Annotated in this window: 8 protein-coding genes and 2 tRNA genes; 2 read left to right on the plus strand and 8 right to left on the minus strand. The window is 72.3% G+C overall.

Annotated elements, in window-relative coordinates:
* Nucleotides 1-356: 356 nt before the first annotated feature.
* The 7 genes from AB0C69_RS29110 to AB0C69_RS29140 all read right to left on the minus strand — a co-directional run bounded on the left by AB0C69_RS29110 (nucleotide 357) and on the right by AB0C69_RS29140 (nucleotide 7,107).
* Entirely contained in the window at nucleotides 357-2,363 is a 2,007-nt protein-coding gene (locus tag AB0C69_RS29110) for a serine/threonine-protein kinase (protein WP_360358353.1), read from the minus strand.
* A 22-nt stretch (nucleotides 2,364-2,385) separates the two neighbouring features.
* Nucleotides 2,386-4,410: a serine/threonine-protein kinase gene (locus AB0C69_RS29115; RefSeq protein ID WP_360358350.1), complete on the minus strand. Its 2,025-nt coding sequence runs from the start codon at nucleotides 4,408-4,410 to the stop codon at nucleotides 2,386-2,388.
* A gap of 392 nt (nucleotides 4,411-4,802) precedes the next feature.
* Nucleotides 4,803-4,875, minus strand: a tRNA-Lys gene (locus AB0C69_RS29120).
* A gap of 84 nt (nucleotides 4,876-4,959) precedes the next feature.
* The gene (locus tag AB0C69_RS29125; RefSeq protein WP_360358351.1) at nucleotides 4,960-5,529 is read right to left on the minus strand and encodes a response regulator transcription factor; all 570 of its coding nucleotides are present in this window, start codon (nucleotides 5,527-5,529) and stop codon (nucleotides 4,960-4,962) included.
* Nucleotides 5,530-5,677: 148 nt separating this feature from the next.
* Nucleotides 5,678-5,753 (minus strand) — tRNA-His (locus AB0C69_RS29130).
* 54 nt (nucleotides 5,754-5,807) lie between these two features.
* On the minus strand, nucleotides 5,808-6,404 hold the full coding sequence (gene orn, locus AB0C69_RS29135) for an oligoribonuclease (protein ID WP_345179603.1): 597 nt from the start codon (nucleotides 6,402-6,404) through the stop codon (nucleotides 5,808-5,810).
* 52 nt (nucleotides 6,405-6,456) lie between these two features.
* On the minus strand, nucleotides 6,457-7,107 hold the full coding sequence (locus tag AB0C69_RS29140) for a pyridoxamine 5'-phosphate oxidase family protein (protein WP_345179600.1): 651 nt from the start codon (nucleotides 7,105-7,107) through the stop codon (nucleotides 6,457-6,459).
* A 117-nt stretch (nucleotides 7,108-7,224) separates the two neighbouring features.
* Here AB0C69_RS29140 and AB0C69_RS29145 point away from each other — a divergent pair, with 117 nt between their 5' ends.
* The gene (locus tag AB0C69_RS29145) at nucleotides 7,225-8,541 is read left to right on the plus strand and encodes a PLP-dependent aminotransferase family protein (RefSeq protein WP_360358354.1); all 1,317 of its coding nucleotides are present in this window, start codon (nucleotides 7,225-7,227) and stop codon (nucleotides 8,539-8,541) included.
* Between the two features lie 5 nt (nucleotides 8,542-8,546).
* Here AB0C69_RS29145 and AB0C69_RS29150 read toward each other — a convergent pair whose 3' ends face one another.
* Nucleotides 8,547-9,236: a hypothetical protein gene (locus AB0C69_RS29150; protein ID WP_345179598.1), complete on the minus strand. Its 690-nt coding sequence runs from the start codon at nucleotides 9,234-9,236 to the stop codon at nucleotides 8,547-8,549.
* Between the two features lie 432 nt (nucleotides 9,237-9,668).
* Here AB0C69_RS29150 and AB0C69_RS29155 point away from each other — a divergent pair.
* The coding region (locus tag AB0C69_RS29155) for a phosphotransferase family protein (protein WP_360358352.1) at nucleotides 9,669-10,603 on the plus strand (935 nt) is incomplete at its 3' end.

The following is a 10,603-nucleotide window of genomic DNA, read 5'->3' on the forward strand; positions in this document are numbered from 1 at the left end:
GGTGATGCACGTCGACCCGCCCGCCGACCACAAGGACTACATGCACCGCGCCGGGCGCACCGCCCGCGCCGGCGAACGCGGCCTGTCTGTAGGGCAGGGGCCACACCCGGCCAGCGAGGTTAGCGAGAAGTCTGCGGGGCACGTGTCGACTTCACTTTGGGTTTTGAGTGCACTCTTATGGGCGCGCGCATCCGCAATTAAACTATTTCCACATTCTCGACAACGTCTCGTCGTCTCGGAAATTGTCACTAACGCGGCCCGGCAGACGCCGCACAAGGAGATCCGCCTCCAGCTCAGCCGGGACACGCACGGCGCCGTCATCGCCCTCTGGGATGCGGACTACGCCCTCCCTCAGGCTAGGTGGGGGCTTGCCATAGGTGGATGGTGCCGTCCTCGCCGGCGGTGGCGAGGGTTCGGCCGTCCGGGCTGAAGCACACGCTGAAGACGGCGCCGCCATGCCCGGTGAGCGTGGGGCCCAGCTGCCGGTGGCGGGTCACGTCCCAGAGCCGGACGGTCCCTCCCGAGCCTCCGGCGGCGAGGATGCGGCCGTTCGGGCTGAACACCGTCGTGTTGCAGCGGCCGTCGCACTGGAACGGAGTGCCCTTCTGCTGGGTCCGGGCCACGTCCCACAGGCGGACGGTCTCACCGCCCGCCGTCGCCAGCGTCTGCCCGTCGGGGCTGAACGCCACGTCCTCTACCCAGGAGTCGTGGCCGGACAGGTTCTCGCTGAGCTTCTTGCGGTCGTAGACCTCCCACAGTTGCGCCACACCACGAGTGTTCCCGGTCTTGGGGTCCTGCTCGGTGCCGGTCGTGCCGATGGCCAGCATCCGGCTGTCCGGGGCGAACGCCAGGGCCTGCACGTTGCCTGCCTCGGTCCCCAGGAGCGGGCCCACCTTCCCGTCGTCCAGGTCCCACAGCCGCACGGACTGGTCGGTGTTGCTGGTGGCCAGGACGCGGTCGTCCGGGCTCAGGGCCAGGGACGTCAGGGGCCCGAGATCGATGTCGAGGTCGCCCGGCTCGCCCTTGCCCGACACCGGGAAGAGGCGGAGGCGGCCGTCGTCGCCCGCGGTGTACAGGGTGCTGCCGCCGTGGCTCATCGCCAGCGCGTTGACGCCGTCGGGGTGGTCGAGGGGCGCGCGGCGCTGCTTCCCGTCCGCGACGTTCCAGAGCCGTACCGTGGCGTCGTCGCTGGCGCTGGCCAGAGTCCGGCCGTCCGGGGTGAAAATCAGGTCGCGCACGGACGCGGTGTGCCCGCGCAGTGATCGGCTCGGCGGCGGGGCCGTGGACCGGTGCGCGGCGGGGTCGCTTCGGGCGGCCGATTCCGACCACGGCGCCACCACCAGGACCGTCGCCACGAGGGCCGCGACCACCAGGGTCGTGGCCACCGCCGCGCACGCCGCCAGCACGCCGCGCCGGGAGCCGAGGGCGGTGGACGGGCCGAAGCGGGGGCGGCGCGTGTAGGCCAGGGTCGCCGCGGGTTCCGGATTGGGCGTCCAGCCGATCCAGGCCCGCCGCTCGTCGATCATCCGCTGCACCGCGGGCGGCCACGGCTGCGCGGCCGGGGCGACCGCGCCGAGCATCGCCGCGAGCCGGGCGGGGTCCGGCCGGCGGGCCGGGTCCTTGGCCAGGCACGCCGCGACGGCCGGACGGAGCCGGTCCGGCACGCCGGACAGATCGGGCTCGGCGTGCACGACGTTGTAGAGCGCCTGCGCCGGTCCGGGCCCGTCGAAGGGCCCGCGGCCGGTGCAGGCGTACACCAGCACCGCCCCCAGCGAGAAGACGTCGCCGGCCGCGGTCGCCGACCCTCCCTCGGCCTGTTCCGGCGACATGTACCCGGGCGTCCCGGCCAGGACGCCGGTCTGCCCGTCGCCGTCGCTCTCGGCCGCCCGCGCGACCCCGAAGTCGATCACCTTCGGGGCGTCGGCGGCCAGCAGCACGTTGGACGGTTTGAGGTCCCGGTGCACCAGCCCGGCCCGGTGGATCTCCACGAGGGCGGCCGTGAGCCCGGCCGCCAGCCGCAGCACCGCCGGCTCCGGCAGCGGCCCGGCCGCCCGGACCGCGTCCCGCAGCGACGGCCCCGGCACGTACACCGACGCCAGCCACGGCGTCGGCGCGTCGGCGTCCGCGTCGAGCACGGCGGCCGTGTACGCGCCGGACACGCTGCGGGTGGCCGCCACCTCGGCGCGGAACCGCTCCCGGAAGCCGGGGGCGCCGGCCAGCCGGGCGTGCATGAGCTTCACCGCCACCGGCCGCCCGTCGGGCGCGGACCCCAGCAGCACCCGGCCCATCCCGCCGCGGCCGAGCTCGCCGAGCATCCGGTAGTGCCCGACCCGCTCCGGGTCGGACGCGGCGAGCGGTCGCATGGTCACCTCGCTCACCGGCGGTTCAGGCGCGGGTGCGGCCGGCGACGTCGTAGAGCCACACCTTCTCGTCGCCGCCGACGGCGAGGACCTTCCCGTCCGGGCTGAACGCCACGGCGGAGGCCTTGCCCGGGAGGTTGATCGGCTTCCCGACCTCCTTGCGCCCGGCGACGTCCCACAACCGCAGGGTGGAGTCGTTGCCGACGGTGGCCAGCAGCCGTCCGTCCCCGCTGAACGCCATGCCCTGCGGGGCGTGGTCGCTCGCGGGCACCACCTCACCGAGCGGAGCCGTCCGCTGGACGTCCCACAGCCGCACGGTCGTGTCGGCGCCCCCGGTCGCCAGCGTCCGGCCGTCCGGGCTCATATCCGCCTTCGTGATCTGGACGGTGTGCCCGCGCAGGGGCTGCCCGACCACCTCGCGGGAACTCACGTCCAGCACCCGCACCAGATCCCGCTCGGTGAAGGCCAGCAGCTTCCCGTCCCCGCTGAACGCGATGAACGACATGATGTTCGCCTTGTCGAAGGTGAGCCCGCTCACCTCCTTGCGGGACTCGGTGTCCCACACCTTCAGGTGGGATCCGATGGCCGCCAGCCGGTCCCCGGCCGGGCTGAAGGCCACGTCGCTCACCGGGGCCGGATCGTCGGAGAAGTCGAACATGGGGATGCCGAGGGTCGCGCCGACCTGCTGGCGGGTCTGCACGTCCCACACCTTGACGCCGCCGTCCATGCTGGCGGTGAGCAGCAACCGCCCGGCCTTGTCGAACGTGGCCTTGAGGGCCGACTTGGGGGCGATCTTGAGCGGCTGGCCGGACGGCCGCCGGGTCCTGGCGTCCCACAGCCGCACGGTGCCGTCCTCCCCGGCGGTAACGAGGAGAGCACCCGCGCGGTCGAACTCGGCGTGGTGCACGGAACCGGCGTGACCTTCCAAGACCGCCAGCGGCTTCGCGTCCGTACCGCCGCTCCCGCCGGACACGCTCTTCTTGCCGGACGCCGGCTCGTCGTCACCGCGCAGCGCCCAGGCGGCGGCGCCGCCGAGCGCGGCGAGGCCGAGGGCGCCGCCGCCCGCCATCAGCAGGAACCGCCTCCTGCCCGGCGCCGGCGCGACGGCCGTGGGTGTGGGCGCCGGTCCTGCCGGGACGTGCGGCGGCGGGGCCTGCGGGGCTTGGAGCAGCCAGGCGACCTCGGTGCCCTGCCGCGCGATCGTGGCGTGCACCGCGTCCGGCCAGGGTCGCGCGGACGGCGGGACCTCGCCGATCCACCGCAGCAGCTCGGCGGGCACCGGCCGTGCGGCCGGGTCCTTGGCCAGGCAGGCAGAAACGATCTCGCGGATCCGGTCCGGCAGATCGCCCAGCACGGGATCGGCGTGGATCACGTTCTGCAGGGTCTGCGGAGTGCTCCGCGCGTGGAACGGGCCCTGGCCGGTGCAGGCGTACACCAGCGTCGAGCCCAGGGAGAAGACGTCGCTGGCGGTGGTCAGGTCCCGCCCCAGGGCCTGCTCCGGGGACATGAAGCCGGGCGTGCCGACCAGCGCGCCGGTGCGGGTGAGCTGGGTGCCGTCATCGCCCTCGACGGCCCGCGCGATACCGAAGTCGATCACTCGCAGGCCGTCCTCGGTGAGCAGCACGTTGGACGGCTTCAGGTCGCGGTGCACCAGCCCGGCGCGGTGCACCTCGGTCAGCGCGGACGCGAGCCCGGCGGCCAGCCGGAGCGCCGGCCCGGCCGCCAGCGGACCGGCCGCGGCGACGACCTCGTGCAGCGAGGGACCCGGAACGTACACCGACGCCAGCCAGGGCTCGGCCGCCTCGGAGTCGGCGTCGATCACCGCCGCCGTGTAGGCCCCGGCGACCCGGCGGGAGGCGCGGACCTCGCGGCGGAACCGGCCGCGGAACCCGTCGTCGTGCACGAACTGCTCGTCGACCAGCTTGACCGCGGCCAGCCGCCCGTCCGGCCCGCTGCCGAGCAGGACCCGTCCCATGCCTCCGCGGCCGAGCTGGGCGAGCATTCGGTAATGCCCGATCTGGCGGGGATCGGACGCCTCCAGGGGTCTCACGGCACACCTCCTCTGTCAAAAAGACAATAGCGTCTGGTTGATCAGAGCGGAGGCGTCCGCAGCCATCCGTCACCACCCCGCCACGTCCCGCCCCCGCCGTCGGCGAAGCCCGGTTCGCGGCATCCGCTGCGGTTGAGGTCCGTCCACCGCCAACGCGAAACACCGAGTGCGAAAGGAGCGCTTTTCGGCTCCCCTGGTGTTGACGCGCGATGTGGAAAAGGCGACTGACCAACCATGCGGCGTCCGGACCCGAAAGGGATCACAAGCAGGCGGCCAAGGCGCTGGACGCCCTCAAAGAGCCGAACCGCTCGTGCAGGGTGACGGGCGCGGCTCGGCCTCATACGACAACAGCGACGACTCCCAGTAAGGAGATCGTCGCTGGTGGTAGCGGGTGCGCCGTCAGGGACTTGAACCCCGAACCCGCGGATTAAGAGTCCGCTGCTCTGCCAATTGAGCTAACGGCGCCTGTCGTACGGGCCTCGGCGGTGGGCCGGGGTCCCTCGCGACAGGAAGAACAGTATCAGGCCCTGCGGACCAGTGCGAATCGGTTTACTCACGGGCCGGAAGGACGCTCATCATGCCCCGCCACAGGGCTATCGCGGTGGCGCGGGAGCCGACGCCGAGCTTCGCGTAGATCCGGTTGACGTGGTTCTTGACCGTCTTCTCGCTGAGGAAGAGCTGGCGGGCGATCTCGCCGTTGGAGCGGCCGGTGGCGATGAGGTCCATGACCTCGGACTCGCGGGCGGACAGCCCGAGGGTGGTGCGGGACGCGTGGCGGACGCCGCGGACGAGGTCGTGGGCCGTGAACGACCCCGGGACGAGGTGCCCGCAGGCGCCGGCGCGGAGAGCGGCCTCGACGCCGGGCTGGTCGTCGGAGGCGAGCACGAACACCCGCGAGGACGTGCTGAGCGGCAGCGCATGACCGGCGGCCACCGTGTCCAGCAGGACGATGTCGGGACGCAGGCGTTCCGCCAGGGAGACCGCCGCGGCGGGATCGGGGGTGTCGGCGACGACCTGGAACTCGTCGCTGCCGTCCAGCACGGAGATCACGTCAGCCCTGCACCGGGCGTCGCCGTCCACCACGAGTACGCGCAGCGGAGCCGTCTCGTCGACACTCATCCGTCGCCCTTGGCGTGTCGTTGACATTTCTAGGGTCGGAGCATAACCACATGATCTTCGAGAGTCGATGAACCGCGCAGATGGAGGCCTTATCGAGACCGTAACAACGTCGAGGCCTGATCGTCTCGGACGACCAGGCCCCGCGGAGTGGGGTGAGTGAGGGGACTTGAACCCCCGACATCTTGGACCACAACCAAGTGCTCTGCCAGCTGAGCTACACCCACCGTGGCCGGGATCGCTCCCGGCTCCCAGTAGTGTAGCGGCTTCTTCGGGGTGGGTCAGCCGGAGGCGACCTGGGAGGCGATGGAGCGGGCCGTGTCGGAGTCGGGGCCGGGGGGCTGGACGAAGACGGCGGCGCGGTAGTAGCGCAGTTCCTGGATGCTCTCGGTGATGTCGGCCAGGGCGCGGTGGCCGCCCTTCTTCTCGGGGCTGGCGAAGTAGACGCGGGGGTACCAGCGCCGGGCCAGTTCCTTGATCGAGGAGACGTCGACCATGCGGTAGTGCAGGTGGGCGTCGAGGGCCGGCATGTCGCGGGCGAGGAAGGAGCGGTCGGTCGCGATGGAGTTGCCGCACAGGGGGGCCTTCTTGGCGTCCTTCACGTGGCCCCGGATGTACTTGAGGACGACGTCCTCGGCCTCGGCGAGGGTGACGCCGCCGGGGAGGGCCTCCAGGAGGCCCGACGTGGTGTGCATGTCGCGGACGACCTTGGTCATCTGGGTGATGGACTCCGGCGGCGGTTTGATGACCACGTCGACGCCCTCGTCGAGGATGTTGAGCTCGCTGTCGGTGACCAGTGCGGCTATCTCGATGAGCGCGTCGTCGCGCAGGTCGAGTCCCGTCATCTCGCAGTCGATCCAGACCAGCCGCTCGTTCATGGACTCACCCTACGGCCATGAACGACTGCGCGGGGCATCGCGGGCGATCGATTTAGGAGGTCACGCGCTGGGCGATATGTCCTGGAACGGGGATGCCGGGACGGAGGAGGGGGTCGGGGGCTGGAACGCCGAAGGTCTGGGTGACGGGGACGACGCCGGCCCAGATGTCGAGGGCGTAGTCCTCTTCCTCGTCTCCGGGAGGGCCCTGCCGCACCTTCACGGAGGCCTCGTCCAGGGGGAGCGCCAGGACGGAGACGCCGGCCAGTTCCTTGCGGTTGGGCCGGCGGGCCACGTCCCACTGGCCGGGGGTCAGTTGCTCGGTGATGACGCGGAGGCCGGTCAGCTTCTCTTCAGGGTCGTCGACGAGGCGGGGTGTGCCGTAGACGACGGCGCTGCGGTAGTTGATGGAGTGGTGGAACAGGGAGCGGGCGAGGACGAGGCCGTCGAGGTGGGTGACGGTGACGCAGACGTCCTGGGACGGTCCGGCCCTGAGGCTGCTCGCGCCGGTGGATCCGTGCAGGTAGAGGGTGTCGTCCAGGCGGCCGTAGCCGGTGGGGATGACGCGGGGGGAGCCGTCCACGACGAGGCCGAGGTGGCAGATCAGGCCGTCGTCGAGGATCTCGTAGAGGACGGTCCTGTCGGTGCTGGAGCGTTCCGGAAGGCGGCCGAGACGGGTGCGGGCGGTTGAGGAGAGTGGGTTCATGTCCGTTTACGCTAGGAGGCGAGTGGCCTGGCGGGTATGGCCACTTGGCGCGTATAGCAGGTGACCACTTTGTCGATCGATCTGCCTCTTTCCGTGGAGCGGGACGCTCCGGAGCCGATGAGCGCGCAGCTTGTCGCGCAGTTGCGTTCCGCCATGGGTGAGGGACGGCTCGCCGCGGGCGAACGGCTTCCGTCCAGTAGGGCTCTGGCCGGTTTGCTGGGCGTCAGCCGGACGGTCGTGACGGAGGCGTATGAGCAGCTCTACGCGGAGGGCTGGCTGGAAGGGCGCCATGGGTCCGGCACGTACGTGACGGAGGGTGTGGCTGCCTCGCCTATGCCGAGGCCACGGCTGACGATGAAACCGGCGCGGAGGGCGGCGGCCCCTGGCGAGATTGACCTGAGGCCAGGTCTTGCGTGGGTCGGGGCACTGGACACGCCCGCGTGGCGCAGGGCGTGGCGGCTCGCTGCGGGCATGCCGCCGCAGCAGCGTCAGGATCCGCATGGTTCGCTCGGCCTACGGCAGGCCCTGGTCGACTACATCAGGCGTAGTCGTGGTGTGGCCTGCCCTGTGGACGGCCTTCTTGTCACGCGGGGGGCGACGAACGGGCTCGATCTGCTTGCCGCGACCGTCCTTCGTCCTGGTGACCGGGTGGGTGTGGAGGAGCCCGGCTACGGCAGGGCGCGGGCGGTTCTGAGGGGACGGGGTGCGGAGCTCGTTCCGTGTCCTGTGGACGAGCACGGCCTCGTCGTCGATGCTCTGCCCGATGACCTGCGCCTTGTCTATACGACGCCGTCGCACCAGTTCCCGATGGGGGGCGTGCTGCCCGTTCCGCGGAGGCAGGCTCTGCTGGCATGGGCGAGGCGCAACGGGGCGCTCATCGCCGAGGACGACTACGACGGAGAGTTCCGCTACGACGTCGCCCCTCTGCCAGCGCTCTACGGTCTGGACCCGGATGTCGTCGTCTATCTGGGCACGACCGCCAAGATCCTCACTGCGGACATGGGCGTCGGCTGGCTGGGGGGCCGTCCCGACCTGGTGGCGGAGGTGGCGCTCCGGAGGGAGGAGCTGAACGACCGCACCGCCGTGGTGCCGCAGGACGCGCTGAGGCTCCTCCTGGAACGGGGTGACCTGGACAGGTACGTCCGCCGGATGCGCGGGGAGTACGCGCGGCGCCGCGAGGTGGTGGTGCAGGCGCTGGACGGCCTGCCGCTGCGCGGCGACACGGCCGGCCTGCACCTGGTGGTGGACGTCCCGGAGGCGGTGGCCGCGCGGGTCGTGGACGAGGCGGCCCGGCGCGGCGTCGTGGTGGAGACGCTGAACCGCCACCACATGGGTCCCGTGGGCGCGTCCGGGCTCGTGATCGGTTACGGCTCGGCCGCGACCCCGGCCGAGCTGCGCAAGGGGTGCGAGATCGTCCGGACGCTCGCCGGGTAGCGCCGTCAGTTGGACAGGGGCCCGACCGGGACGGGCTCCGACGCGGGGTGCAGCGGGCCGGGGCGCGCGGCCGGCGTCTCGCTCGGCGCCGGACGGAGGGCCTCGGGCGTGCGGGGACGCGGCGTGACCAGCCGGGGGCCGGCGGGGGCGCCGGGGAGGCGGGGCTTGGGGACGGGGGCGACCGGGGTGTCGGGCCCGGTGATGCGCCGGACGTCGATGCCGCCGGGGTCGGGACGGTCCAGCAGCGGCACCTGGGACGCGCCGTAGTGCCCGCCGCGGGCCCAGTCCTTGCGGCTGCGCTGCGCGTGGTACGACTGCGGCGACGGCAGCGGGGGGCCGGCGGGCCAGCGGCGGGCGACGCCCCACGCGTCCAGCCACTGGACGATCGCCTCGACGCCGGTGAGCGGCGAGCCGGTGAACGGCGACCGCGACTGGCCCACCACCATGATCTGCGCGCAGACGCGGCCCTCCCGCCCGAGCGCGCCGCCGAGCAGCCGGGCCGCGCGGGTGATGGGCAGGAGCTGGACGATCTCACCGGTTCCCGGGTGCCACACGAGGTGGGCCGGGCGGTTCTCCTTCAGCAGGTCGGCGGCCACCGAGCGCGCGGAGACGGTGTGCGGGTCGTGCTCCTCGGCGCACCAGACGACGCGGGGAGCACCTCCCCGCAACGCTCCGCCGTCGTTCGGTGCCGGCATGCGGCCGGCTCTTGGCAGCCATGCGTCTGCCACGGTGCGTTCCCCCCCAATCGGGCGGTTTGACCCCCGAGTGGTCCCAGTTACTTCTCTTGGTCCGGCGAGACTCGTAGGTACGGCTCGCCGCGTCGTGGCGGGATGACGGCTGACGACGCCTCAACCGGGTTCGATCAGGTGTGGCGGCAGACGGGCACCCCGCGTGTCCGAGCATTCCACCTTGTGTCACCTTTTTCCTCCCGGGAGTTCGGTCGACTTGCTCACCCTGGGGGAAAGAGGGGCTGAGGGTCGCCGCGTTCGCGCAGGTCAGCGTCGACCTCGAAGATCGGATTACACGCGGTCGCAAGTCGGCCGGAAGTGGCCGGGGTCTCACGGACCGGACGGCGGTACGGGGGTGGGGTTCACAGCCCTGACCGAGCCACGTTCTAATAGGGCGTCATGACCGTTGACGCAGAACTGCCCGCCGGGGTGCCCGGTATCGACGTCCCCCGGCTGGCGGCCTGGCTGGCCCGTGAGCTGCCCGGATCGGGACGGATCAGCGCGATCGACCTGATCGCGGGCGGGCGGTCGAACCTCACGTACGGCATCGCGCTGGACGGGGGCCGCCGCGTCGTGCTGCGCCGGCCGCCGCTCGGCCACGTCCTGCCGACGGCGCACGACATGGGCCGCGAGTACCGCGTGCTGTCGGCGCTCGGCCGCGGGACGGCGGTGCCGGTGCCGGCGGCGCTGGCCTTCTGCGACGACGAGGACGTCATCGGCGCCCGCTTCTACCTCATGGACTTCGTCGAGGGACGCGTCCTGCGCACCCGGGAGGACGCCGCCGGCATCACCCCCGAGCAGGCGCGCGGCCTCAGCGACGCGCTGGCCGAGGCGCTCGCCGCGATCCACACGGTCGACGTGCGGGCCGTCGGGTTGGGGGACTTCGGGCGTCCGAGCGGCTACATGGAGCGCCAGCTCAAGCGCTGGGGCAAGCAGTGGGACTCCTCGCAGGAGGCCGTCCGCGCCACGGGAAACGCCCATGACCTGCCCGAGTACGACCGCCTCGTCGCGCGGCTGGCCGAACGGCTGCCGGCCGACGCCCCGGCCCGCCTGGTGCACGGCGACTTCCGGCTCGACAACGCGCTCGCCCGGCTGGAGCCTCGCCCGGAGATCGCGGCCGTCGTGGACTGGGAGATGTCGACGCTCGGCGACCCGCTGTCCGACCTCGGGCTGACGCTCGTCTACTGGGCCGAGGCGGCCGACGCCGAGCAGCTCCCGGTCGGCGCCACGATCACCTCCGCGCCCGGCTTCCTCACGCGCCGCGAGTTCGCCGGACGGTACGCCGAGCTGACCGGTTTCGACCTCGCCGACCTCGACTTCTACGTCGCGTTCGC

The organism is Actinomadura sp. NPDC048032, from assembly GCF_040653175.1.
Classification (GTDB): domain Bacteria; phylum Actinomycetota; class Actinomycetes; order Streptosporangiales; family Streptosporangiaceae; genus Spirillospora; species Spirillospora verrucosospora.

Coding starts and splice junctions, on each gene's coding strand:
- AB0C69_RS29110 (WP_360358353.1), bottom strand. CDS start 2,363: ATGCGACCGCTCGCCGCGTCCGACCCGGAGCGGGTCGGGCACTACCGG.
- AB0C69_RS29125 (WP_360358351.1), bottom strand. CDS start 5,529: ATGAGTGTCGACGAGACGGCTCCGCTGCGCGTACTCGTGGTGGACGGC.
- orn (WP_345179603.1), bottom strand. CDS start 6,404: ATGAACGAGCGGCTGGTCTGGATCGACTGCGAGATGACGGGACTCGAC.
- AB0C69_RS29140 (WP_345179600.1), bottom strand. CDS start 7,107: ATGAACCCACTCTCCTCAACCGCCCGCACCCGTCTCGGCCGCCTTCCG.
- AB0C69_RS29145 (WP_360358354.1), top strand. CDS start 7,225: ATGAGCGCGCAGCTTGTCGCGCAGTTGCGTTCCGCCATGGGTGAGGGA.
- AB0C69_RS29150 (WP_345179598.1), bottom strand. CDS start 9,236: ATGCCGGCACCGAACGACGGCGGAGCGTTGCGGGGAGGTGCTCCCCGC.